Here is a 22,909-nt window from a genome sequence, read left to right as displayed (position 1 = left end):
TACGACCGCATGATCACCCGATGGAGTGACGGCAGCGCCCACTCCTCTCAGCGTGCGCCCGGCCCGAAACGTCACTCCCGGCCGCCGCGGTGCAGCCGGTCGCCGCCCGCGAGGATCGCCGCCGCCAGGGCGTCGGCCGCACCCTGGGCGGACGGGCGGCGCCGGCCGTGCACCACCACGAAGTCCACCTCGCCCGGCTCCGGCAGTCCCGCCCGCTCCGGCATCCGCACCAGTCCCGGCGGTATCAGCCGGCGCGCGTGCACCATCACGCCGAGCCCGGCGCGGGCCGCCGCGAGCAGGCCGTTCAGGCTGCCGCTGGTGCACGCCACCCGCCACTGCCGGCCCTGCCGCTCCAGCGCCCGCAGCGCGAGGTCCCGGGTGATGCCCGGCGGCGGATAGACGATCAGCGGCACCGGACGGTTCGGGTCCAGCCGCAGCCCCGGCGGGCCGATCCACACCAGTTCGTCGTGCCACACCAGCCGGTGCGGGTCGGGGCGCGGGTCCTCCGGCCGCCGCTTGGCGAGCACCAGGTCGAGGCGGCCGGCGGCCAGCTGCTCGTGCAGGGTGCCCGACAGTTCGACCGTCAGCTCCAGGTCGACCTCGGGGTGCTCGTGCCGGAACCGTTCGAGGATCTCCGGCAGCCGGGTCAGCACGAAGTCCTCCGACGCGCCGAAGCGCAGCCGGCCGCGCAGCCGGGTGCCGGTGAAGAACTGCGTCGCCTGCTCGTGGACGTCCAGGATGCGCCGCGCGAAGCCGAGCATCGCCTCGCCGTCCTCGGTCAGCTCCACCGAGTGGGTGTCCCGGGTGAACAGCTGCCGCCCGGTGGCCTCCTCGAGCCGCCGCACGTGCTGGCTCACGGTCGACTGGCGCAGGCCCAGCCGCCGCGCCGCCTGCGTGAAGCTCAGCGTCTGCGCCACCGACAGGAACGTCCGCAGCTGCGTCGGGTCGTACATGCTCGGCAGACTACCCCGGTCATCGCGGAGCGTGATGACAGTCAGAGCGGTATACCGGATTCCCGATCACGGGAGGAGGGAGCAGGATGGAGAGGGGACCCCTCGACCTTTGTGGAGCACTGTGAAACGCCTGCGCCGACCGGTTCGGATGCCGATCGACCCCTACATCCTGCTCCTGCTCGGGACGGTGGGCCTCGCCGCGCTGCTCCCCGCCCGCGGGACCGGCGCCGACATCGCCTCCGGCGCCTCCACGGCCGCCGTGGCGCTCCTCTTCTTCCTCTACGGAGCCCGGCTGTCCACCCGTGAGGCGCTGGACGGACTGAAGCACTGGCGACTCCACGTCACCGTGCTGGCCTGCACCTTCGTCGTCTTCCCGGTGCTCGGCCTGGCCGCCCGCGGACTGGTCCCGGTGTTCCTGACCGACCCGCTCTACCAGGGCCTGCTCTTCCTCACCCTGGTGCCGTCCACCATCCAGTCGTCGATCGCGTTCACCTCGATCGCCCGCGGCAACGTGCCCGCCGCGATCTGCGCCGGCTCCTTCTCCTCACTGGTCGGCATCGTCGCCACTCCGCTGCTCGCGGCCACGCTCCTCGGCGGCAGCGGCAGCGGCGGCGGGTTCTCCGCCGACTCGGTGGTGAAGATCGTGCTGCAGCTGCTGGCGCCGTTCGTCGCCGGACAGCTGCTGCGCCGCTGGATCGGCTCCTTCGTCGCCCGGCACCGGAAGGCGCTGGGGCTGGTCGACCGGGGTTCGATCCTGCTCGTCGTCTACACGGCGTTCAGCGCGGGCGTGGTGCAGGGTGTCTGGCACCAGGTGAGCCCGGCCCGGCTCGGCGGGCTGCTCGCCGTCGAGGCCGTCCTGCTCGCCGTGATGCTCCTGCTGACCTGGTACGGCGCGAAGGCGCTGCGGTTCGGCCGGGAGGACCGGATCGCGATCCAGTTCGCGGGCTCCAAGAAGTCGCTGGCCGCCGGGCTGCCCATGGCGAGCGTGCTGTTCGGCGCCCACGCCTCGCTCGCCGTGCTGCCGCTGATGCTGTTCCACCAGATGCAGCTGATGGTGTGCGCGGTGATCGCCAAGCGCCGCTCCCACGACCCGGCCGAGGACGTCACCCCACCGGAAGGGTCCGGACGGCCGGGAAGCGAGGTCGGCGCGGGGACGCGTTCCGGCTGAGCGTCGGCCGGCGGGTTGAGCGTCGGTCGGCGGGGCGGATGCAGGCTGTCACGGCGAGCGTGGGTCGTCGGGTCGGGTGGCGGCCGTCGGGGGTCGGGTGGCGGACGGGGTGCGTCGTGCGTTCGACGGGTCGGGGCCACGGCCCGGTGTTCGTTGACGGGTTCGTTCCCGCGTTCGCGGTCCCTGAGTGCGGGCCGAGGCGGGGCCCCGCGGCGCAGGGGGCGCTCCCCGCCGGCTGGGGCCCCGCCGCCGTGCAGCGAGGGGACCGGTCAGCCCGGGGCGGCCGCGGCCCGCAGGGCGATGCGGTCCTCACCCGCGTACACGTTCATGGAGCTGCCCCGCAGGAAGCCCACCAGCGTCAGCCCCGTCTCCGCCGCCAGGTCGACGGCCAGCGAGGACGGCGCCGAGACCGCCGCCAGCATCGGGATGCCCGCCATGACCGCCTTCTGCGCCAGCTCGAACGAGGCCCGTCCGGAGACCAGCAGGATCGTCCGCGACAGCGGCAGGTTCCCGCTCTGCAGGGCACGGCCGACCAGCTTGTCGACCGCGTTGTGCCGACCCACGTCCTCCCGGACGTCCAGAAGTTCGCCGTCCTCGTCGAACAGGGCCGCCGCGTGCAGGCCGCCCGTGCGGTCGAAGACCCGCTGGGCGGCGCGCAGCCGGTCGGGCAGGCTCGCCAGCAGCTCCGGCTCGACGCGCAGCCGGGGAGTGTCGGCGATGGGGTGCCGGGCCGTGGTGCGCACCGCGTCGAGGCTGGCCTTGCCGCACAGCCCGCAGGAGGAGGTGGTGTACACGTTGCGTTCGAGCGTGAGGTCCGGGATCACCACGCCGGGCGCGGTCGTCACGTCCACCACGTTGTAGGTGTTGGACCCGTCGGCCGTGGCCCCGGCGCAGTAGACGATGTTCCGCAGGTCGGACGCGGCGGCCAGCACTCCCTCGCTCACCAGGAAGCCGGCCGCCAGCGCGAAGTCGTCGCCCGCTGTGCGCATGGTGATCGCCAGCGGTCTGCCGTTCAGCCGGATCTCCAGGGGTTCCTCGGCGACGAGCGTGTCGGGACGGCTGGAGACCGCCCCGTCCCGGATGCGGAGCACCTTGCGTCGTTCCGTGACTCGTCCCATGTGTCCTTCAGCCCCGATCAGTCCCGGTTCTGTACGTGCTGGTAGCCGAAGCGGCCCTTGATGCACAGGTTGCCGTGGGTCACCGGGTTGTCGTGCGGCGAGGTGACCTTCACGATCTCATTGTCCTGCACATGGAGCGTGAGGTTGCAGCCCACTCCGCAGTACGCGCAGACCGTCGTCGTCCGCGTCTGCCGCGACTCGTCCCAGGTGCCCGCCGCCCGCATGTCGAACTCCGACTTGAACGACAGGGCCCCGGTGGGACACACCTCGATGCAGTTGCCGCAGTACACGCACGCCGAGTCGGTGAGCGGGGCGTCGTGCTCGACGGCGATCCGCGCGTCGAAGCCGCGGCCGGCGACCGAGATCGCGAAGGTGTTCTGCCACTGGTCGCCGCAGGCGTCCACGCACTTGTAGCAGAGGATGCACTTGTCGTAGTCGCGGACGTAGAGGTCGTTGTCGACCTTCGGCTCCTCGTTGACGCGGGCCGCGTCCGGGCCGAAGCGGTCCGGCTTCGCCTCGTACTCCTTGAGCCATTCGGCGACCCGGGGCGTGGTCGACAGGTCGACGGAGGACGCCAGGAGTTCCAGGACGACCTTGCGGCTGTGCCGGGCCCGCTCGGTGCCGGTGCGCACCTGCATGCCCGGCTCGGCGCGGCGCGAGCAGGCGGGCACGAGGGTGCGGGAGCCCTCGACCTCCACCACGCAGACCCGGCAGGCGTTCTTCGGCGTCAGCGTGTCGCCCTCGCACAGCGTCGGGACGTCCTTCCCGGCGGCCCGGCAGGCGTCCAGGATCGTCGACCCCTCGGGCGCCCTGACCGGCTCCCCGTCGAGGGTGAACTCCAGCAGCCGGCGGGGAATCCCCAGCGGTGTCACGGTCATTCGTACGCCCCCAGACGGTCGATGGCGGATTCCACGGCGTTCCACGCGGTCTGTCCCAGACCGCAGATCGAGGCGTCCCGCATCGCGCGGCCGACCTCGCGCAGCAGGGCGACGTCCCCGGCGGCGTCGGCGCCGGTGCGGTCCACGATCCGGCGCAGCGCCTCCTCCTGGCGGACCGTGCCGACCCGGCAGGGCACGCACTGGCCGCACGACTCGTCCCGGAAGAACTCCGCGATGCGCAGCAGCAGGCGGGGGAGCGGCACGGTGTCGTCGAACGCCATGACGACGCCGGAGCCGAGGGTGGTGCCGGCCTCCCGGGTGCCTTCGAAGGTGAGCGGGAGGTCCAGCTCGTCGGGGCGTACGAAGCCGCCGGCGGCGCCGCCGAGGAGGACCGCCCGCAGGTTGTCCCGCACACCGGCGAGCGTGAGGAGTTCGCCGAGCGTCGCGCCGAAGGGGAGTTCGTAGACGCCGGGGCGGGTCACGCTGCCGGAGACGCAGAACAGCTTGGGTCCGGTGGACCTCTCCGTGCCGATCGCCGCGTAGGCCGGGGCGCCCATGGTCAGGATCGGCAGGACGTTGACCAGGGTCTCCACGTTGTTCTCCACGGTCGGCTTGCCGAACAGGCCCTTCTCGACCGGGAACGGGGGCTTGGAGCGCGGCTCGCCACGGCGGCCCTCGATGGAGTTGAACAGTGCCGTCTCCTCGCCGCAGATGTAGGCGCCCGCGCCGCGCCGGATCTCGATGTCGAAGGAGTAGCCCTGGCCGAGGATGTCGTCGCCGAGCAGGCCGCGGGCGCGGGCCCGGCCGATGGCGTGCTCCATGCGGTGCAGGGCCCTCGGGTATTCGCCGCGCAGGTAGAGGTGGCCCCGGTGGGCGCCGGTCGCGTACGCCGCGATCGTCATCGCCTCCACCAGCGCGTACGGGTCGCCCTCCATCAGGACGCGGTCCTTGAAGGTGCCCGGTTCGGACTCGTCGGCGTTGCAGACGAGGTAGTGCGGGTGGTCCGGCTGGGAGGCGGTGGCCTGCCACTTGCGGCCGGTGGGGAAGGCGGCGCCGCCGCGGCCCAGCAGCCCGGAGTCGGTGACCTCGCGGATCACGCCGGCGGGGCCGAGGGCGAAGGCGCGGCGCAGTGCGGTGTAGCCGCCGTTCGCCCGGTAGTCGTCGAGGGACGCGGGATCGGTGGTGCCGATGCGGTGGAGGAGCATGAGCGCGGGGTCGCCGGCCTGGGGGACCGCGGCGGCGGGCGGGGGTTCGGCGGGGGCGTTCTCCGGGGCGGTGGCGGCGGAGACGGTGGCGTCGACGGCGGCGGGGGCGCAGACGGCGGTGGCCCTCGGAATGTCCCGCCCCGGCCGCCCCGTGTCTCCGTCCCTCCCGGCTCCGTCCGACCGGAAGGGACCCCCACCGGCCCCGAGGACCGTGCGCCCGGACACCCCGTCGGCCCCGTCGGCCCCGTCGGCCCCGACGGCCTCGTCCGCCGACGCCCAACGGGCCGGGCCGACCCCGGCCCGGATCACCAGGGCTGCCGGTGCCCGTTCGCACAGACCCAGGCAGGGGCTGCGTTCGACCTGTACGCCGCCGCCCGGGCCCAGACGTGCCTCGACGCCCGCGCACAGCGCGGCCGCCCCGGCCGCCGTGCACGCCAGGTCCGTGCACACGTGCAGGACGGTCGCCGGGCGCGGGCGCACGGAGAACATCGCGTAGAACGTGGCGACGCCGTACGCCTCGGCCGGGGGCACGGTCAGACGGCGGCACAGGTAGTCCAGGGCGCCCTCGCTGATCCAGCCGACCCGGTCGTTGAGGGCGTGCAGCCCCGGCAGCAGCAGGTCGCGGCGGTCGCGGGCCTCCCGGCCGCCGCGGGCCCACCGGAGGTCCGCGGCGGACCGGTCGGCGCCCTCCCAGGAGGACTCGGGCGGCCCGAGCAGCGCGTCGACCGCCGCCCGTTCCTCGTCGGTGGGTTTGCTGTCACCGAAGTGCAGATCCACTGGTCCTCACCTCACGTGTGTCGGAGCCGGGAGCTTGTCGATCCGGATCGCCGACGCCTTGAACTCCGCCGTCCCGGCGATCGGGCAGTTCGCCTCGATGGTCAGCCGGTTGGTGTCCACCTCGTCGGGAAAGTGGAACGTCATGAACGCCAGGCCCGGCCGCAGCGCGGTGTCGACCCACACCGGCGCCAGCACCGACCCGCGCCGCGAGGTCACCCGCACCTGCTCGCCGACCACGACGCCGTACCGCTCGGCGTCCTCCGGGCTCAGCTCGACGGACTCGCCGCGCCGCAGCGGGGAGGCGTAACCGCCGCTCTGCACACCCGTGTTGTAGGAGTCGAGGCGCCGGCCCGTGGTCAGCCGGATCGGGTACTCCTCGTCGGTGAGGTCCACCGGCGGGTCGTGCTGCACGATCCCGAACGGCGCGGGCCTGCCCCGCACCGCCGGGTCCGGATCCCACAACCGGCCGTGCAGGAACGGCGGTTCGAGCGCGTCGGTGCTCGGGCAGGGCCACTGGATGCCCTGGTGCTCCTCCAGGCGTTCGTACGTCATGCCGTGGTGGTCCGGGGAGACGGAGCGCAGCTCGTTCCAGACGGCCTCGGCGTCGGCGTACTTCCAGTCGTGGCCGAGACGGGCGGCGAGGTCGCAGAGGATGTCGATGTCCTCGCGCGCCTCGCCGGGCGGCACCACCGCCCGGCGGACCCGCTGCACGCGTCGCTCGCTGTTGGTGGTGGTGCCCTCCGTCTCCGCCCAGCCGGCGGTCGCGGGCAGCACGACGTCCGCGAGTTCGGCGGTCTTCGTCAGGAAGATGTCCTGCACCACCAGGAAGTCCAGCTGCCGCAGCCGGCGCACCGCCTGCTCGGCGTCCGCCTCCGACTGCGCCGGGTTCTCGCCGATGCAGTAGACCGCCCGCAGCGAACCGTCCTCCATCGCCTCGAACATCTCCGTCAGGTTCAGCCCGTAGCGCGGCCGGATGACCGTGTTCCAGGCGGACTCGAACTTCGCCCGGACACCGGTGTCGAGGATGTCCTGGAAGCCCGGCAGACGGTTGGGGATGGCGCCCATGTCGCCGCCGCCCTGCACGTTGTTCTGGCCGCGCAGCGGCTGCAGCCCCGAGCCGTAGCGGCCGACGTGGCCGGTGAGCAGGGAGAGGTTGATCAGGGCGCGGACGTTGTCGGTGCCGTTGTGGTGCTCGGTGATGCCGAGGGTCCAGCACAGCTGGGCGCGCTCGGCGCGCGCGTAGGCGTGCGCCAGCTCCCGTACGGCGGCGGCCGGTACGCCCGTCACCTTTTCGGCGAGGGACGGCGTCCACGGCTCGACGAGCGCCCGGTACTCCTCGAAGCCGGTGGTCGCCCGCCGTACGAACTCTTCGTTGACCAGGCCCGCGTGGATGATCTCGCGGCCGATCGCGTGCGCCATCGGGATGTCGGTGCCGACGTTCAGGCCCAGCCAGCTCTCCGCCCACTCGGCCGTGGACGTCCGGCGCGGGTCGACGGCGTACAGGCGGGCGCCGTTGCGGACGCCCTTCAGCACGTGCTGGAAGAAGATCGGGTGCGCGAAGCGGGCGTTGGAGCCCCACATGACGATGACGTCGGTGTGCTCGATCTCCTCGTACGACGACGTCCCGCCGCCCGAGCCGAACGCCGCCGACAGGCCGGCCACGGACGGGGCGTGGCAGGTGCGGTTGCAGGAGTCGACGTTGTTGGTGCCCATGACGACCCGGGCGAATTTCTGGGCCACGTAGTTCATCTCGTTGGTGGCGCGGGCGCAGGAGAACATCCCGAACGCGCCCTGTGCCGCCCGGAATCCCCGGGCGGCCCGGTCCAGTGCCTCGTCCCACGTCGCCCGGCGCAGCGGCGCGTCGCGTGCGTCCCGGACCAGGGGGTGGGTGAGGCGGGTGTACGTCTTCGGGCTCCCGTCGCGTTGCTGCTGCTTGCGCTGTTCCGGGCTGCGTGGCCTCCGTTCCCGTTGTTCGGGATCGCGGCGGTACGGATCGCGTCGGTTCGGATCGCGTTCGCTCATGCGGCGCTCCTCAGGGCGAGCAGGTCCGACAGGGCGTGCACGGTGCGCAGGGTGGGCACCGGGACGCCGGTGATCTCCGCCAGCTCGACGACGGCCGCGAGCAGCACGTCGAGCTCCAGCGGCTTGCCTCGCTCCAGGTCCTGGAGCGTGGAGGTGCGGTGGTCGCCGACCCGTTCGGCGCCCGCGAGCCGGCGTTCGATGGAGACGCCCGACTCGCAGCCCAGGGCCGATGCGACCGTCAGCGTCTCGGTCATCATCGTCTCGATGACCTGGCGGGTGCCGCCGTGCCGGCACATCTGCCGCATGGTGGCGCGCGAGAGAGCGCTGATCGGGTTGAAGGAGATGTTGCCGAGCAGCTTCAGCCAGATGTCGTTGCGCAGGTCGGGCTCGACCGGGCACTTCAGACCGCCCGCCCGCATCGCCTCGCTCAGGGCCAGACAGCGCGCGGAGACGCTGCGGTCGGGTTCGCCGATGGAGAAGCGGGTGCCCTCCACGTGCCGGACGACGCCCGGCTGTGCGAGTTCGGTGGCCGCGTAGACGACGCAGCCGACGGCCCGTTCGGGCGCGAGCACCGCACTGACCGCGCCGTCGGGGTCGACACTCTCCAGGCGGCGGCCGTCGTGCGGCCCGCCGTGCCGGTGGAAGTACCACCAGGGGATGCCGTTCTGGGCGGCCACCACGGCCGTGGAGCCGTGCAGCAGCGGCTCGATCAGCGGCCCGCACGCCGCGTACGAGTTGGCCTTCAGGCCCAGGAAGACGTAGTCGGCCGGGCCCACCTCGGCCGGGTCGTCGGTGGCATGGGGATGGGCGGTGAAGTCACCGCGCGGGCTGCGCACCTGCACTCCGTACTGCCTCATGGCCGCCAGATGCGGTCCACGGGCGATGAGATGCACGTCGGCGCCCGCACGGTGGAGCGCGGCGCCGACGTAGGCGCCGATCGCTCCGGCGCCGAGGACTGCGACTTTCATGACGTGGGGCGCTCCGTCCGGTCGAGGGATACCGAGGAACCGAGAGGAATGAGGAATCGATAGGCACCTGAGGAAAGGAGGGAACCAGGGGGAACCAGGCGAACCGAGGGAAGACGCGAGCTGCCGCATCTCTGTCGACGAAATATTGTCTACAGTATGGGGGTTGCCCCAGCAAGGCTTTGTGCAGCACCAGTGGTTGTCTGCTCAACTGCCTTCTCAAGGGACTCTCCGCTCCCTACGGTTGGGGACTCATGAGTCCCCCCGTCGCGCCCCCGGGCTGGAGCCGCTGGCTCGTTCCGCCCGCCGCGCTCTCCGTTCACCTCTCCATCGGCCAGGCCTACGCGTGGAGCGTGTTCAAACCGCCGCTGGAGTCCGCGCTCGGCCTCAGCGGCACCCAGAGCGCGCTGCCCTTCCAGCTCGGCATCGTCATGCTCGGCCTGTCCGCCGCGTTCGGCGGCACCCTCGTCGAACGCCGGGGCCCGCGCTGGGCGATGACCGTCGCCCTGGTCTGCTTCTCCTCCGGCTTCCTGCTCTCCGCGCTGGGCGCGGCCACCGAGCAGTACTGGCTGATCGTCTTCGGCTACGGCTTCGTCGGCGGCATCGGTCTGGGCATCGGCTACATCTCGCCCGTCTCCACGCTGATCAAGTGGTTCCCCGACCGGCCCGGCATGGCCACCGGCATCGCCATCATGGGCTTCGGCGGCGGCGCGCTGATCGCCTCGCCCTGGTCGGCGCAGATGCTCGACTCTTTCGGCACCGGCAACACCGGCATCGCGCTCGCCTTCCTCGTGCACGGAGTGACGTACGCCGTGTTCATGCTGCTCGGCGTGCTGCTGGTGCGGGTGCCGCGCACCGAGGGCCCGGCGGCCGGCGCTCCCGCCGCGGTCACCGGACCGCAGGTCTCGGCCCGCTCCGCCGTGCGCACCCCGCAGTTCTGGCTGCTGTGGATCGTGCTGACCATGAACGTCACCGCGGGCATCGGCATCCTCGAGAAGGCCGCCCCGATGATCACCGACTTCTTCGCCGACACCTCCGCACCGGTGTCCGCGACGGCCGCCGCCGGGTTCGTCGCGCTGCTGTCCGCGGCGAACATGGCGGGCCGCATCGGCTGGTCGACCACCTCCGACCTCATCGGCCGCAAGAACATCTACCGGGTCTACCTCGGCGTCGGAGCGCTGATGTACGCGCTCATCGCGCTGCTGGGCGACTCCTCCAAGCCGCTGTTCGTGCTGTGCGCGCTGGTGATCCTCTCCTTCTACGGCGGCGGCTTCGCCACCGTCCCGGCGTATCTGAAGGACCTCTTCGGCACCTACCAGGTGGGCGCCATCCACGGCCGGCTGCTCACCGCCTGGTCCACGGCCGGCGTCCTCGGACCGCTGATCGTGAACTGGGTCGCCGACCGGCAGGAGGAGGCGGGCCGGCACGGCTCGTCCCTGTACGGGACGTCCCTGATGATCATGATCGGGCTGCTCGTCGTCGGCTTCGTCGCCAACGAACTCGTCCGGCCGGTCCACCCCCGCCACCACGTCCCCGGCACCGACACACCGCAGGAGGCCGCCGATGACCGGCGAGAACAGCCAGAGTCCGCCTAGCCCCGGCCGCCGCGGACTGATCACCTTCGCCTGGCTGTGGGTGGGGGTGCCGCTCGGCTACGGGCTGTACGAGCTGGTGCGCAAGGCGACCCAGCTGTTCACCGGGTGAGGCCCCGTCCCCGGCGGTGCCCGAGGGTCTGACGGAAGCCGACAAGCCCGGCGACCGTTTCCTGTCGCATCACCTGCCGTCGTACCGGTGAGTCACTGATCAGACTGGTGCATCCCGCAACCGAACCACGAGGGGGATCACCCATGATCGGCTCGCGCATCGCCGCCGTCGGCCACTACCAGCCCGCCCGGGTCCTCACCAACGAGGACCTGGCGGGCATGGTCGACACCAGCGACGCGTGGATCACCAGCCGGGTGGGTATCCGCACCCGTCACATCGCCGGCCCCGACGAGCCGGTCGACGAGCTGGCCGCGTACGCCGCCGCCAAGGCGCTGGCCGCAGCGGGCCGGACCCCCGCCGAGATCGACCTGGTCCTGGTCGCCACCTCCACCGCGATCGACCGCTCGCCCAACATGGCCGCCCGGGTCGCGGCCCGGCTCGGCATGCCCGGGCCCGCCGTCATGGACATCAACGTCGTCTGCGCCGGATTCACCCACGCCCTCGCCACCGCCGACCACGCCGTGCGCGCGGGCGGCGCGAACCGGGTGCTGGTCGTCGGCGCCGACAAGATGTCCGAGGTGACCGACTGGACCGACCGCTCCACCTGCGTCCTCGTCGGCGACGGTGCGGGCGCCGCCGTGGTGGAGGCCTGCGCGCCGGAGGGGGAGGCGGGCATCGGGCCGGTGCTGTGGGGCTCGGTGCCCACCATGGGGCACGCGGTGCGGATCGAGGGGACGCCGCCGCGGTTCGCGCAGGAGGGGCAGAGCGTCTACCGCTGGGCGACCACCCAGCTGCCGGTCGTCGCCCGCCGGGCCTGCGAGCAGGCCGGACTCGCGCCCGCGGACCTCGCCGCGGTCGTGCTGCACCAGGCCAACCTGCGGATCATCGAGCCCCTCGCACAGCGGATCGGCGCCGTCAACGCCGTCGTCGCCCGCGATGTCACCGAGTCGGGCAACACCTCGGCCGCGAGTATTCCGCTGGCCTTCTCCAAGCTCGTCGAACGAGGTGACGTGACCAGCGGCGACCCCGTGCTGCTGTTCGGCTTCGGCGGCAATCTCTCGTACGCGGGCCAGGTCGTGCGCTGCCCCTGAGCGGCCCGCGCAACCCTCCGGCACGGTGTGACGAGGTAGACGTGTCGACCCACTTGGCACCTGCGCACCGTAGACTGTAGACGAAAGACAATCACTGCCGGTGCGGCGGTGGCACCGGCGTGCGTGCGGGTGCACGGCGCTTTCCGAAGAGGGGAACCGCGATGTTGTCGACAGGACTGCCGCAGGGGGCGGTGCCCAGGCTCGAACGGCCCGGCCCGCTGCGCGACCGCGTCTACGAGGCGCTGCTCGAACTCATCACCACCCGCGCCCTCCAGCCGGGCCAGCACCTCGTCGAAAGCGAACTCGCCGGACACCTCGGCGTCTCGCGCCAGCCGGTGCGCGAGGCGCTGCAGCGGCTCAACACCGAGGGCTGGGTGGACCTGCGGCCCGCGCAGGGCGCCTTCGTGCACGAGCCGACGGAGGAGGAGGCCGACCAACTCCTCACCGTGCGCACGCTGTTGGAGGCCGAGGCGGCCCGGCTCGCCGCGGGCAACGCCGACAGCGCGGGCATCCAGGTCCTGGAGGACATCCTGGCCGAAGGGCTGCGGGCCGTCGAGGCCGACGACGTGGACGCCGCCGTCGCCCTCAACGCCCGCTTCCATGCCAAGATCATGGAGCTGGCCGGCAACGCCGTGCTCGCCGAACTCGCCGCCCAGGTCGACCGGCGCGTGCGCTGGTACTACACGCCGGTGGCCCGGCAGCGCGGCGAGCAGTCCTGGGTCGAGCACCGCGAGATGATCGCCGCCATCGCCGCCCGCGACGAGCAACTGGCCACCCGCCTCATGCGGGAACACACCGAGCACACCCGGCGCTCGTACCACGCCCGCGCCACGTCCTGACGCCGACCGGACCTGCGTTTCCGACCCCTTTGTCGTCCTTCGCGGCGTTCCTGCGCGCGCCTTTGTCCTGTGAGTGGAAAAAGTAGGGGCCAATTCCTGCGCGACTTCTTCCCACGTCCGGCAGGCGCTGCTACTTTCCCATCCGAAAGCACGCCACACACGTGGCCGGAAACCGGCGCGCACAGGCCGATTGAGGCGGGGAGGGGTTCGTGAGACGTATGACAGCGCGACCCGCCAACGCTCACCAGGCCCGACTGCTCAGGCTCCTGCGCGACGGTGGCCCCAACTCCCGTGCCCAGCTGGGCGACCAGGTCGACCTCTCCCGGTCGAAACTGGCCGTGGAGGTGGACCGGCTGCTGGAGACGGAACTCGTCGTGGCCGACGGACTCGCCGCCTCGCGCGGCGGCCGGCGCTCCCACAACATCCGGCTCAACCCGCACCTGCGGTTCCTCGGCGTCGACATCGGCGCGACCTCGGTCGACGTCGCCGTCACCAACGCCGAACTGGAGATCCTGGGCCACATCAACCAGCCCATGGACGTACGCGAGGGACCCGTCGCGGTCTTCGAGCAGGTGCTGTCCATGGCGGCGAAGCTCCGGGCCTCAGGGCTCGCGGAGGGGTTCGACGGCGCCGGCATCGGCGTCCCGGGCCCGGTCCGCTTCCCCGAGGGCATCCCGGTCGCTCCGCCGATCATGCCGGGCTGGGACGGCTTCCCCGTGCGGGAGGCACTCAGCCAGGACCTCGGCTGCCCGGTCATGGTCGACAACGACGTGAACCTGATGGCCATGGGCGAGCAGCACGCGGGCGTCGCCCGCACCGTGCACGACTTCCTCGTCGTCAAGATCGGTACCGGCATCGGCTGCGGCATCGTCGTCGGCGGAGAGGTCTACCGCGGTACGACGGGCAGCGCGGGCGACATCGGGCACATCCAGGCCGTGCCCGACGGACGTCCGTGCGCCTGCGGCAACCGGGGCTGCCTGGAGGCACACTTCTCCGGCGCGGCCCTCGCCCGGGACGCGACGGAGGCGGCCGAACAGCGGCTGTCCCCCGAACTCGCGAGCCGCCTGGAGGCGAACGGCACGCTCGGCGCCGCCGACGTGGCCGCAGCCGCCGCGGCCGGCGACGCCACCGCCCTCGAGCTGATCCGCGAGGGCGGCAACCGCACCGGCCAGGTCATCGCCGGCCTGGTCAGCTTCTTCAACCCCGGCCTGGTGGTGATCGGCGGTGGTGTGACCGGACTCGGCCACACCCTGCTCGCCGCCATCCGCACCCAGGTCTACCGCCAGTCGCTGCCCCTGGCCACCGGCAACCTGCCGATCGTCCTGGGCGAACTGGGACCCACCGCCGGAGTCATCGGCGCGGCCCGGCTCATCAGCGACCACCTGTTCTCACCCGCGTAAGCAGTTCGTCGCACGGCACCGCCCCACCCGCTCCACCGCACGGCACCGCCCCACCTGCTCCACCGCACCGGAACAGCACACCGGCACCACCCCGCACCGCCACCGCACCACCCGGCCCTGCCCGGCACCCGCCGTCACGGCACGGAACCGCACACCGCACCCGCACCGCCACCGCCCTACCCCGCCCTGCCTGAAAGCGCTTGCCCCCGCGAGGGGACCGCCCTGACACCGGCCCGAACGCCCGCCGAGGGGAAATTCGCATGGCACCAGAACCACCGCTGCTCAGCATGTCCGGCATCACCAAGTCCTTCCCCGGAGTCCGGGCCCTGGACGGCGTCGACCTCGACGTCCAGGCCGGCGAGGTGCACTGCCTGCTCGGCCAGAACGGCGCCGGGAAGTCCACCCTGATCAAGGTCCTGGCCGGCGCCCACCAGCCCGACACGGGCACCATCCGCTGGCGCTCGGACGAGGTCGTGCTCCGCTCGCCGATCGCCGCCATGCGCCTCGGCATCGCCACCATCTACCAGGAACTCGACCTGGTGGAGCACCTGTCGGTCGCCGAGAACGTCCACCTCGGCCACGAACCCACGACCGCCGGGTTCGTCGTACGGGGCAAGGCCGCCCGGGAGTCGACGGCCCAGCTCCTCAAGCGCCTCGGACACCCGGAGATCGACCCCGGCCGGCTGGTCGGCGACCTGTCGGCGGCGCACCAGCAGATCGTGTCCATGGCACGGGCGCTCTCCCACGACGTACGGCTCATCGTGATGGACGAACCCTCCGCCGCCCTCGACCCGGACGAGGTCGACAACCTCTTCCGCATCGTCGAGGACCTCACCGCCGACGGAGTCGCCGTCGTCTACATCTCGCACCGCCTGGAGGAGATCCGGCGCATCGGCGACCGGGTCACCGTCCTCAAGGACGGCCGCGCCGTGGCCCGCGGACTGCCCGCCAAGTCGACGCCCACCAGCGAGGTCGTCGCACTGATGACGGGACGCAACGTCGAGTACGTCTTCCCGGAACGGCCCGCCGCCGCACCGCAGGGCGAACCCGTGCTGACCGTCGAAGGACTGTCCCGCGCGGGCGAGTTCGCCCCGCTCGACCTCCAGGTGCGCCCCGGTGAGATCGTCGGGCTCGCCGGACTCGTCGGCTCCGGACGCTCCGAGATCCTGGAGACCGTCTACGGCGCCCGCAAGCCCGACACCGGCCGGGTCCTCGTCGACGGCAAGCCCCTGAAGCCCGGCAGCGTGCGCGCCGCCGTGGCCGCCGGCCTGGGACTCGCCCCCGAGGAACGCAAGGCGCAGGCCCTGCTCATGCTGGAGTCCGTCACCCGCAACGTGTCGGTGTCCTCCATGTCCCGCTTCGCGACGGCCGGCTGGATCGACCGCGGGGCGGAGTCGGGCGCGGCGCGTGCCGCCGTGCGCGAACTGTCCCTGCGGCCCGACAACCCGGACGTGCCCGTGCGCACCCTGTCCGGCGGAAACCAGCAGAAGGCCGTGCTCGCACGCTGGCTGCTGCGCGGCTGCCGGGTGCTGCTCCTCGACGAACCCACCCGCGGCGTCGACGTCGGCGCCCGCGCCGAACTCTACGCGGTCGTCCGCCGGCTGGCGGACGAAGGCCTCGCCGTCCTGCTGGTCTCCAGCGAGGTGCCCGAGGTGCTCGGCCTCGCCGACCGCGTCCTGGTCCTGCGCGAGGGCACCGTCGTCCACACGGCGCCCGCCCGCGAACTCGACGAACACCGTGTACTCGACCTGGTCATGGAAGGAAGCCCGGCGTCATGACGCAACACGCATCCCCGCCGCGGGACAGCACCGACAAGGTGCCGTCGGCCGCCGAAACGCCCGCCTGGCGCGCCGTGTTGTTCCGCGCCGACGTCCGCACACTGTCGCTGCTCGGCGTGCTCGCCGTGCTGATCCTCATCGGCGGCGTCACCAAACCGGACGAGTTCCTCGACACCCGCAACCTGCAACTCGTCCTCACCCAGGCCTCGGTCATCGGCGTCGTCACCGTCGGCATGACCTTCGTCATCATCTCCGGCGGCATCGACCTGTCGGTCGGCGCGATCGTCGCCCTCGCCTCGGTGTGGGCGACCACCGTCGCCACCCAGGAGTTCGGCTTCGGCGGCATCCTGTTCACCGCCGTCGCCGTCGGAGTGGGCTGCGGCCTGGTCAACGGGGTGCTCATCGCCTACGGCGGAATGGTGCCGTTCATCGCCACCCTCGCCATGCTCGCCTCGGCCCGCGGACTCGCCCTGCAGATCACCGACGGCCGTACCCAGGTCGTCACCGTCGACGGGGTCCTCGACCTCGGCGAGCGCGACTCCTACATCCTCGGCATCCCGCCGCTGGTGCTGGTGTTCGCCGCGGTCACCCTCATCGGCTGGCTGGTCCTCAACCGGACCACCTTCGGCCGCCGCACCGTCGCCGTCGGCGGCAACGCGGAGGCCGCCCGCCTGGCCGGCATCGACGTGCGCCGCCAGCGGCTCTACCTGTACCTGCTGTCCGGGCTGTGCTGCGGCATCGCCGCCTTCCTGCTGATCGTCCTGGCCGGCTCCGGCCAGAACACCAACGGCAACCTCTACGAACTCGACGCCATCGCCGCCGCCATCATCGGCGGCACCCTGCTCACCGGCGGCCGCGGCACCATCGTCGGCTCCGTCCTCGGCGTCCTGATCTTCACCACCATCACCAACATCTTCGCCCTGAACAACCTGCAGAGCGACGTCCAGCAGATCGCCAAGGGCGCGATCATCGTCGCCGCCGTGCTGGTCCAGCGCCGTACCGCGAGCACGACCTGAGGAAAGGTTCACCGCCATGCCAGAGCCGACGTTCACCAGCCGCAGAGGACTGCTCTTCGGAGCGGCCGCCGTCTCCGCCGGCGTCCTCGTCACCGGGTGCACGAGCAACGAGTCCAGCGACGACGAGCCGGCCGCCGACAACCAGCCGGCCGCCGACGACAAGCCCGGCAAGCCGGTCACCATCGGCTTCGCCGGACCGCAGGCCGACCACGGCTGGCTCAACGCCATCAACGACAACGCCAAGAAGCGGGCCGAGAAGTACTCCGACGTCACCCTGGAGATCACCGAGGGCTCCAACGACACCGCCCAGCAGATCGGCCAGATCGAGACCCTCATCAACAAGAAGGTCGACGTCCTGGTGGTCCTGCCCGCCGACGGCAAGGCCCTCACCCAGGTCGGACTGAAGGCGATGCGGGCCGGAATCCCCGTCGTCAACCTCGACCGCATCTTCAACAGCCCGCAGGCCTACCGCTGCTGGGTCGGCGGCGACAACTACGGCATGGGCCTGAACGCCGGCCACTACATCGGCGAGAAGCTCAAGGACAAGCCGAACGCCCGGGTCATCGAACTCGCCGGACTGGACAACCTCGAACTGACCCAGCAGCGCACCCAGGGCTTCGACGACGCGCTGAAGAACTACCCCAACATCAAGAAGGTGGCCCGGCAGGCCGCCGAGTTCACCGTCGAGTCCGGCCAGGCCAAGATGGCCCAACTGCTCCAGGCCCAGTCGAAGTTCGACGCCCTGTGGAACCACGACGACGACCAGGGCGTGGGCGCGCTGCGCGCCATCGAACAGGCCGGCCGGGACGACTTCCTGATGGTCGGCGGCGCCGGCGCACTGTCCGCCTTCGAGGCCATCAAGGCCGACAGCGGTGTCCTCAAGGCCACCGTCCTGTACCCGCCGACCATGGCCGCCTCCGCCATCGACCTCGCCCGCGCCCTCGGCCAGGGCAAGGGCGTCAGCGGCCTCGCCGAGTTCGAGATCCCCTCGACGGTGACCTGCTACTCGGCCGTCGTCGACAAGGACAACGTCGACCAGTACATGCCCACCGGCTTCAAGTGAGCAGCCCCGCCGCACGGGCCTGACCAGCCCACCGGGCGGGGCCACCCCCGCCCGCCACCACCACGAGGAGGACATTCGTATGGCACAGCCGCAGCAGTCCGAAGGGGCAGGAACGGGGAAGCCACCGCTGCGCGTCGGCATGGTCGGTTACGCCTTCATGGGTGCCGCCCACTCCCAGGGATGGCGCACCGCGGGCCGCGTCTTCGACCTGCCGCTGCGCCCCGAACTGGCCGTGATCTGCGGCCGCGACGCCGCCGCCGTGCGCGCGGCGGCCGACCGGCACGGCTGGTCGGACACCGAGACCGACTGGCGCGCCCTGATCGAACGGGACGACGTCGACCTCGTCGACATCTGCACCCCGGGCGACAGCCACGCCGAGATCGCGCTCGCCGCGCTCGCCGCGGGCAAGCACGTGCTGTGCGAAAAGCCCCTCGCCAACACCGTCGAGGAGGCCGAGGCGATGACCCGCGCGGCCGAAGAGGCCGGCGAGCGCGGCCAGCTGGCGATGGTCGGCTTCAACTACCGCCGGGTCCCGGCGACCGCGCTGGCCCGGCGGATGGTGGCGGAGGGTCGGATCGGCAGGCTGCGGCACGTCCGCGTGGCGTACCTCCAGGACTGGCTGGTGGACCCCGAGTTCCCGCTGACCTGGCGGCTGCGCCGGGAACAGGCGGGCTCCGGCTCGCTCGGCGACCTCGGCGCCCACATCGTCGACCTGGCGCAGTACCTGGCGGGGGAGCGGCTGGCCGGCGTCTCCGCGCTCACCGAGACGTTCGTACGGGAACGGCCGCTGCCCAGCGCGCCGAGCAGCGGCCTGGCCGCCGTCTCCGCCGCCGGCACCGGAGAGGTCACCGTCGACGACGCCGCCCTGTTCACCGGCCGCTTCACCTCCGGCGCCATCGCCTCCTTCGAGGCCACCCGGTACGCCACCGGACGCAAGAACGCCCTGCGCATCGAACTCAACGGCGAGCGCGGCTCGCTCGCCTTCGACCTGGAGCGGCTCAACGAGCTGTCGTTCCACGACGGCACCGAGCCGGGCACGCACGCCGGCTTCCGCCGCATCCTCGTCACCGAACCCGACCACCCCTACCTCGAGGGCTGGTGGCCGCCGGGCCACGGCCTCGGCTACGAGCACACCTTCGTGCACCAGGCCCGCGACCTGGTCCACGCCGTCGCCGAGGGCCGCACCCCCGAACCCTCCTTCGCCGACGGGCTGCAGGTGCAGCGCGTGCTCGCGGCGGTGGAGGAGAGCGCCGAGAAGAACTCCGTCTACACACCGATCGCCGCCTGAGGAGGACGGATACGGATGCCGCGCAACTTCACGCTGTTCACCGGCCAGTGGGCGGACCTGCCCCTGGAGGAGGTCTGCCGACTCGCCCGCGACTTCGGCTACGACGGCCTCGAACTCGCCTGCTGGGGCGACCACTTCGAAGTGGAGAAGGCCCTCGCCGACCCCTCCTACGTGGCCTCCCGCCACCAGCTGCTCGACAAGTACGGCCTGAAGTGCTGGGCCATCTCCAACCACCTGGTCGGGCAGGCGGTGTGCGACGCCATCATCGACGAACGCCACCGGGCGATCCTGCCCGCCCGCATCTGGGGCGACGGCGAAGCCGAGGGCGTACGGCAGCGCGCCGCGGCCGAGATCAAGGACACCGCGCGCGCCGCGGCCCTCCTCGGCGTCGACACCGTCATCGGCTTCACCGGCTCCGCCATCTGGCACCTGGTCGCGATGTTCCCGCCCGCGCCCGAGTCGATGATCGAGCGCGGCTACGAGGACTTCGCCGAGCGGTGGAACCCGATCCTGGACGTCTTCGACGCCGAGGGCGTGCGGTTCGCGCACGAGGTCCACCCCAGCGAGATCGCCTACGACTACTGGACCACCGTCCGCGCCCTGGAGGCGGTCGACCGCCGGCCGGCCTTCGGCCTCAACTTCGACCCCTCGCACTTCGTGTGGCAGGACCTCGACCCGGTCGGCTTCCTGTGGGACTTCCGCGACAGGATCTACCACGTCGACTGCAAGGAGGCCCGCAAGCGCCTCGACGGACGCAACGGCCGGCTCGGCTCCCACCTGCCCTGGGGCGACCCCCGGCGCGGCTGGGACTTCGTCTCCGCCGGCCACGGCGACGTCCCCTGGGAGGACGTCTTCCGGATGCTGCGCTCGATCGGCTACCAGGGCCCCGTCTCCGTCGAGTGGGAGGACGCCGGCATGGACCGGCTCCAGGGCGCCCCCGAGGCGCTGACCCGCCTGAAGGCATACGACTTCGAGCCGCCGACCGCCTCCTTCGACGCCGCATTCGGCAACTGAGGCGACCGGCACACCCCCCACGGCCCGATGGCACGAGAACGACGTCGCACACCGGGGTGACGGCGCACCCCGGCGCAACGTACCCGCCCCGTACAACCCGCTTCTGTCTGGAGGCATTCGTGCACGGGAACGCACACACCACCCGCACTCGCAGAACCGACGGCCGTAACCGCCGCCCCTCCTTCCGCAAGGCCGTGGCCCTGCTCAGCGGGGCGCTGCTGGCGGGCGCCTCGCTCACGCTGGCCGCACCCCAGGCCGGCGCGGCCGACGCCGAACCGTCCGCCGCCGCGGCGGAGGACTTCCAGCAGGTCACCCTCGCCAAGGGCGAACCGGAGGTCGGCGAGCCGATGTCGCTCGCCGTCCTCCCGGACCGCTCCGTCCTGCACACCTCACGCGACGGCGAACTGCGCCTGACCGACGCCGCCGGCAACACCAGGCTGGCCGGCAAGCTCGACGTGTACAGCCACGACGAGGAGGGCCTGCAGGGCGTCGGCGTCGACCCCGGATTCGCAGAGAACCGTTTCATCTACCTGTACTACGCGCCCCCGATGAACACCCCCGCCGGTGACGCGCCCGAGACCGGCACCGCCGCCGACTTCGCGCCCTTCGACGGCGTCAACCGCCTCTCGCGGTTCGTGCTCAACACCGACGGCACCCTCGACACCGCCAGCGAGAAGAAGATCCTCGACATCCCCGCCACCCGCGGCCTGTGCTGCCACGTCGGCGGTGACATCGACTTCGACGCGGCCGGCAACCTGTACCTGTCGACCGGCGACGACACCAACCCGTTCCAGTCGGACGGCTACACGCCCATCGACGAGCGGTCGAACCGCAACCCGGGATTCGACGCCCAGCGCACCTCCGGCAACACCAACGACCTGCGCGGCAAGATCCTGCGCATCAAGGTCAACGACGACGGCTCGTACTCCATCCCGGAGGGCAACCTCTTCGCGCCCGGCACGGACAGGACGCGGCCCGAGATCTACGCCATGGGCTTCCGCAACCCGTTCCGGTTCAGCGTCGACAAGGAGACCGGCATCCTCTACGTCGGTGACTACGGTCCCGACGCCGGCACCGCCGACCCCTCCCGCGGACCCGCCGGACAGGTCGAGTTCGCCCGCGTCACCGGCCCCGGCAACTTCGGCTGGCCGTACTGCACCGGCGACAACGACGCCTACGTCGACTACGACTTCGCCACCCAAGCCTCCGGCGAGTCCTTCGACTGCGCCGCCCCGAAGAACACCTCGCCGAACAACACCGGCCTGACCGACCTGCCCCCGGCCCAGACCGCATGGATCCCCTACGACGGCGGCTCCGTCCCCGAGTTCGGCAGCGGCTCCGAGTCCCCGATGGGCGGCCCGGTCTACCACTACGACCCCGCGCTCGACTCGCCCGTCAAGTTCCCCGAGGCGTACGACGGCGACTTCTTCGCCGGTGAGTTCGGCCGCCGCTGGATCAAGCGGATCACCAGCGACGCCGACGGCACCGTCCAGTCCGTCAACGACGTGCCCTGGAGCGGCACCCAGGTGATGGACATGGCCTTCGGCCCCGACGGCGCGCTCTACGTCCTCGACTACGGTCTCGCCTGGTTCGGCGGCGACGAGAACTCCGCCCTGTACCGCATCGAGAACGCCACCGACGGCCACTCGCCCGTCGCGCAGGCCGCCGCCACCAAGACCTCCGGGCAGGCACCGCTGCGGGTGGGCTTCTCCTCCGCCGGCAGCAGCGACCAGGACGGCGACGCCCTCACCTACAGCTGGGACTTCGGCGACGGAAACACCTCCACCGCCGCCAACCCCACGCACCGCTACCGCAAGAACGGCACCTACACCGCCACCCTGACGGCCAAGGACACCTCCGGCCGCACCGGCAGCGCCAGCGTGCAGATCGTCGTCGGCAACACCGCGCCCACCGTGGTCCTCGAAACCCCCGGGGACGGGCAGCTGTTCAGCTTCGGCGACGCCGTCCCGTTCACGGTGAAGGTCACCGACCCCGAGGACGGCAGGGCGATCGACTGCTCCAAGGTCAAGGTCAGCTTCATCCTCGGCCACGACTCCCACGGCCACCCGCTCACCTCCGCCAACGGCTGCTCCGGCACCATCCAGACCAGCGCCGACGGCGGCCACGACGACGACGCCAACATCTTCGGCGTCTTCGACGCCGAGTACACCGACAACGGTGGCGGCGGCCAGGAACCGCTCACCACGCACGACCAGAACGTCACCCAGCCCAAGCACCGCCAGGCCGAGCACTACGGCGACAGCGCCGGCGTCTCCGTCATCACCAAGGAGGCCGCGCACGGCGGCCGCACCGTCGGTGACATCGACAACGGCGACTGGATCTCCTTCACGCCGTACCGCCTGAGCAACGCCCAGAAGATCACCGCACGCGTCTCCTCCGGCGGCGCCGGCGGCACCCTCGAGGTTCGCGCGGGCTCGCCCACGGGCACGCTGCTCGGCAAGGCGACCGTGCCGGTGACCGGCGGCTGGGAGACCTTCCAGGACGTCGAGGCGCAACTGTCGCGGGCACCCCGTGGCACCACCACGCTGTACCTGGTGTTCAAGGGCGGCACCGGAGCCCTGTTCGACGTGGACGACTTCACCTTCACCACCGGCTGAGAGGAGGCTGCG

General features: G+C 71.9%; 18 protein-coding genes. 12 read left to right on the top strand and 6 right to left on the bottom strand.

Features of this window, described 5'->3' with window-relative positions; translation table 11 throughout:
- Positions 1-71 precede the first annotated feature (71 nt).
- The gene (locus FGW31_RS04520; RefSeq protein ID WP_142192025.1) at positions 72-953 is read right to left on the bottom strand and encodes a LysR family transcriptional regulator; all 882 of its coding nucleotides are present in this window, start codon (positions 951-953) and stop codon (positions 72-74) included.
- 148 nt (positions 954-1,101) lie between these two features.
- Here FGW31_RS04520 and FGW31_RS04515 point away from each other — a divergent pair, with 148 nt between their 5' ends.
- On the top strand, positions 1,102-2,121 hold the full coding sequence (locus tag FGW31_RS04515) for a bile acid:sodium symporter family protein (RefSeq protein ID WP_182674464.1): 1,020 nt from the start codon (positions 1,102-1,104) through the stop codon (positions 2,119-2,121).
- A gap of 269 nt (positions 2,122-2,390) precedes the next feature.
- Here the strand turns inward: FGW31_RS04515 and fdhD are convergent, their stop codons facing one another.
- From fdhD to FGW31_RS04490, 5 genes are read right to left on the bottom strand one after another with little or no spacing between them, the layout of a single operon-like run.
- Positions 2,391-3,239 carry a formate dehydrogenase accessory sulfurtransferase FdhD gene (gene fdhD / locus FGW31_RS04510; protein WP_142192023.1) on the bottom strand — a complete coding sequence of 283 codons (849 nt, stop codon included), beginning with the start codon at positions 3,237-3,239 and terminating at the stop codon, positions 2,391-2,393.
- A gap of 17 nt (positions 3,240-3,256) precedes the next feature.
- Positions 3,257-4,117: a 2Fe-2S iron-sulfur cluster-binding protein gene (locus FGW31_RS04505; RefSeq protein ID WP_142192022.1), complete on the bottom strand. Its 861-nt coding sequence runs from the start codon at positions 4,115-4,117 to the stop codon at positions 3,257-3,259.
- Positions 4,114-6,099, bottom strand: a complete 1,986-nt coding sequence (locus FGW31_RS04500) for an NAD(P)H-dependent oxidoreductase subunit E (protein ID WP_142192021.1) — start codon at positions 6,097-6,099, stop codon at positions 4,114-4,116. Before FGW31_RS04500 ends, FGW31_RS04505 begins: the two co-directional genes overlap by 4 nt.
- Before the next feature lie 6 nt (positions 6,100-6,105).
- Entirely contained in the window at positions 6,106-8,121 is a 2,016-nt protein-coding gene (locus tag FGW31_RS04495) for a molybdopterin oxidoreductase family protein (protein ID WP_233452392.1), read from the bottom strand.
- Positions 8,118-9,089 (bottom strand): 2-dehydropantoate 2-reductase, encoded by a 972-nt coding sequence (locus FGW31_RS04490; protein WP_142192020.1) that lies wholly within the window; start codon positions 9,087-9,089, stop codon positions 8,118-8,120. Before FGW31_RS04490 ends, FGW31_RS04495 begins: the two co-directional genes overlap by 4 nt.
- Positions 9,090-9,340: 251 nt before the next feature.
- On the opposite strand from FGW31_RS04490, the gene FGW31_RS04485 reads away from it, so the two are divergent.
- The 11 genes from FGW31_RS04485 (at position 9,341) to FGW31_RS34910 (ending at position 22,897) form a co-directional block, all read left to right on the top strand.
- A complete protein-coding gene (locus FGW31_RS04485; RefSeq protein ID WP_142192019.1) occupies positions 9,341-10,681 on the top strand; it encodes an OFA family MFS transporter in 1,341 nt (446 codons plus the stop codon).
- Complete coding sequence (locus FGW31_RS34915) at positions 10,650-10,790, top strand: MFS transporter small subunit (protein ID WP_182674462.1); 141 nt, start codon at positions 10,650-10,652, stop codon at positions 10,788-10,790. The genes FGW31_RS04485 and FGW31_RS34915 overlap by 32 nt, the downstream gene beginning before the upstream one ends.
- A gap of 143 nt (positions 10,791-10,933) precedes the next feature.
- Positions 10,934-11,881, top strand: a complete 948-nt coding sequence (locus tag FGW31_RS04480) for a beta-ketoacyl-ACP synthase III (protein ID WP_142192018.1) — start codon at positions 10,934-10,936, stop codon at positions 11,879-11,881.
- Between the two features lie 161 nt (positions 11,882-12,042).
- On the top strand, positions 12,043-12,720 hold the full coding sequence (locus tag FGW31_RS04475) for a GntR family transcriptional regulator (RefSeq protein ID WP_142192017.1): 678 nt from the start codon (positions 12,043-12,045) through the stop codon (positions 12,718-12,720).
- 218 nt (positions 12,721-12,938) lie between these two features.
- Positions 12,939-14,120, top strand: coding sequence for an ROK family protein (locus tag FGW31_RS04470; RefSeq protein WP_142192351.1), 1,182 nt, complete (start codon positions 12,939-12,941; stop codon positions 14,118-14,120).
- A gap of 260 nt (positions 14,121-14,380) precedes the next feature.
- On the top strand, positions 14,381-15,898 hold the full coding sequence (locus tag FGW31_RS04465) for a sugar ABC transporter ATP-binding protein (RefSeq protein WP_142192016.1): 1,518 nt from the start codon (positions 14,381-14,383) through the stop codon (positions 15,896-15,898).
- Positions 15,895-16,914 carry an ABC transporter permease gene (locus tag FGW31_RS04460; RefSeq protein WP_142192015.1) on the top strand — a complete coding sequence of 340 codons (1,020 nt, stop codon included), beginning with the start codon at positions 15,895-15,897 and terminating at the stop codon, positions 16,912-16,914. Before FGW31_RS04465 ends, FGW31_RS04460 begins: the two co-directional genes overlap by 4 nt.
- Positions 16,915-16,930: 16 nt before the next feature.
- Positions 16,931-17,977: a substrate-binding domain-containing protein gene (locus tag FGW31_RS04455; RefSeq protein ID WP_142192014.1), complete on the top strand. Its 1,047-nt coding sequence runs from the start codon at positions 16,931-16,933 to the stop codon at positions 17,975-17,977.
- A 79-nt stretch (positions 17,978-18,056) separates the two neighbouring features.
- Positions 18,057-19,265: a Gfo/Idh/MocA family protein gene (locus FGW31_RS04450; protein WP_142192013.1), complete on the top strand. Its 1,209-nt coding sequence runs from the start codon at positions 18,057-18,059 to the stop codon at positions 19,263-19,265.
- Positions 19,266-19,280: 15 nt separating this feature from the next.
- Positions 19,281-20,279: a sugar phosphate isomerase/epimerase family protein gene (locus FGW31_RS04445; protein WP_142192012.1), complete on the top strand. Its 999-nt coding sequence runs from the start codon at positions 19,281-19,283 to the stop codon at positions 20,277-20,279.
- 119 nt (positions 20,280-20,398) lie between these two features.
- Positions 20,399-22,897, top strand: a complete 2,499-nt coding sequence (locus FGW31_RS34910) for a PQQ-dependent sugar dehydrogenase (protein WP_233452390.1) — start codon at positions 20,399-20,401, stop codon at positions 22,895-22,897.
- Positions 22,898-22,909: the final 12 nt, after the last annotated feature.

This window comes from Streptomyces calvus (assembly GCF_006782915.1).
GTDB lineage: Bacteria > Actinomycetota > Actinomycetes > Streptomycetales > Streptomycetaceae > Streptomyces > Streptomyces calvus.
The sequence above is the reverse complement of the archived record's forward strand: the minus strand, read 5'-3'. Positions and strand labels throughout refer to the sequence as shown.

What these genes read in the sequence shown, in the direction of transcription:
- FGW31_RS04520 (WP_142192025.1), bottom strand. Translation starts at nt 953, where the DNA reads ATGTACGACCCGACGCAGCTGCGGACGTTCCTGTCGGTGGCGCAGACG.
- FGW31_RS04490 (WP_142192020.1), bottom strand. Translation starts at nt 9,089, where the DNA reads ATGAAAGTCGCAGTCCTCGGCGCCGGAGCGATCGGCGCCTACGTCGGC.
- FGW31_RS04515 (WP_182674464.1), top strand. Translation starts at nt 1,102, where the DNA reads ATGCCGATCGACCCCTACATCCTGCTCCTGCTCGGGACGGTGGGCCTC.
- FGW31_RS04480 (WP_142192018.1), top strand. Translation starts at nt 10,934, where the DNA reads ATGATCGGCTCGCGCATCGCCGCCGTCGGCCACTACCAGCCCGCCCGG.
- FGW31_RS34915 (WP_182674462.1), top strand. Translation starts at nt 10,650, where the DNA reads ATGACCGGCGAGAACAGCCAGAGTCCGCCTAGCCCCGGCCGCCGCGGA.
- FGW31_RS04455 (WP_142192014.1), top strand. Translation starts at nt 16,931, where the DNA reads ATGCCAGAGCCGACGTTCACCAGCCGCAGAGGACTGCTCTTCGGAGCG.
- FGW31_RS04485 (WP_142192019.1), top strand. Translation starts at nt 9,341, where the DNA reads ATGAGTCCCCCCGTCGCGCCCCCGGGCTGGAGCCGCTGGCTCGTTCCG.
- FGW31_RS04495 (WP_233452392.1), bottom strand. Translation starts at nt 8,121, where the DNA reads ATGAGCGAACGCGATCCGAACCGACGCGATCCGTACCGCCGCGATCCC.
- FGW31_RS04505 (WP_142192022.1), bottom strand. Translation starts at nt 4,117, where the DNA reads ATGACCGTGACACCGCTGGGGATTCCCCGCCGGCTGCTGGAGTTCACC.
- FGW31_RS04460 (WP_142192015.1), top strand. Translation starts at nt 15,895, where the DNA reads ATGACGCAACACGCATCCCCGCCGCGGGACAGCACCGACAAGGTGCCG.
- FGW31_RS04445 (WP_142192012.1), top strand. Translation starts at nt 19,281, where the DNA reads ATGCCGCGCAACTTCACGCTGTTCACCGGCCAGTGGGCGGACCTGCCC.
- FGW31_RS04465 (WP_142192016.1), top strand. Translation starts at nt 14,381, where the DNA reads ATGGCACCAGAACCACCGCTGCTCAGCATGTCCGGCATCACCAAGTCC.
- fdhD (WP_142192023.1), bottom strand. Translation starts at nt 3,239, where the DNA reads ATGGGACGAGTCACGGAACGACGCAAGGTGCTCCGCATCCGGGACGGG.
- FGW31_RS04450 (WP_142192013.1), top strand. Translation starts at nt 18,057, where the DNA reads ATGGCACAGCCGCAGCAGTCCGAAGGGGCAGGAACGGGGAAGCCACCG.
- FGW31_RS04475 (WP_142192017.1), top strand. Translation starts at nt 12,043, where the DNA reads ATGTTGTCGACAGGACTGCCGCAGGGGGCGGTGCCCAGGCTCGAACGG.
- FGW31_RS04470 (WP_142192351.1), top strand. Translation starts at nt 12,939, where the DNA reads ATGACAGCGCGACCCGCCAACGCTCACCAGGCCCGACTGCTCAGGCTC.